The organism is Protofrankia sp. CiT1 (assembly GCF_917627335.1).
GTDB lineage: Bacteria > Actinomycetota > Actinomycetes > Frankiales > Frankiaceae > Protofrankia.
The window spans coordinates 1-764 of record NZ_CAKJTP010000253.1; the positions used below are offsets into that span (position 1 = coordinate 1).

The following is a 764-nucleotide window of genomic DNA, read 5'->3' on the forward strand; positions in this document are numbered from 1 at the left end:
GCCACCCACCTCCGTAGGAATCAGGTCCGGATGTTGCCGGCATCTCGCCGTGCTCCGGACAGCTCCCACAGTGCACCGCTCACGGAGCGCTCGCCAAGCGCTTTCCACCCGGTGTATACAGCCGCTGGATAATTTCCGGCATCGCGACGTAGATCGGGATCGGAAGTACACCGCACCATTATTTTTGCTGTATGACAAACAACGTTCCCGTGCACACCGCTCGCGGCCCGCGCCCCAACGAGGACTGGACCGCGGTCGCCGACACGGTCAACGCACGCATGGCTCAGCAGCGGATCGGTCAGAAGGCGCTCGCCGACACCTCCGGGGTATCGGTGGCGACACTGCGCCGGATCCAGCACGGCGCCCACGGCCGCCGCGTCCAGAACACGACGCTCACGGCGATCGCCCGCGCCCTCGACTGGCCCGACGACCACCTGATCCGCGTCCTCCAGGCAGGAGGCACCCCCACGAGCGTCGGTCAGCCCACCGAGCGGGAAATCCTCGCCGGCATCGACCGCATCGAACAGCGCCTGGACGACGTCTGCCGCCGCCTGACCGCCGTCGAGAAACTCATCACCACGCAGGCGGCAAACAGGTAAGGGGCCAGCACCCCGACAACGGACGATTCCGCCCGTCGGGATCCTGACCCCTTGCATGTTCCCAGTGGTTTCCGCCGCGCGACGACCTCAGCCCGGTTTCGATGTCGTGCCGTCCGGCTCCCACGACGATGTCAGCTCACCGGCCGGCCGGAACACCAGCGTCAC

At 67.0% G+C, this 764-nt stretch carries 1 protein-coding gene; it reads left to right on the forward strand.

Annotated features, from left to right (window positions below):
* Positions 1–191: 191 nt before the first annotated feature.
* Positions 192–599: a helix-turn-helix transcriptional regulator gene (locus MJ785_RS20970; protein ID WP_239382512.1), complete on the forward strand. Its 408-nt coding sequence runs from the start codon at positions 192–194 to the stop codon at positions 597–599.
* The last annotated feature ends 165 nt before the right edge of the window (positions 600–764 follow it).

Coding starts and splice junctions, on each gene's coding strand:
- MJ785_RS20970 (WP_239382512.1), top strand. CDS start 192: ATGACAAACAACGTTCCCGTGCACACCGCTCGCGGCCCGCGCCCCAAC.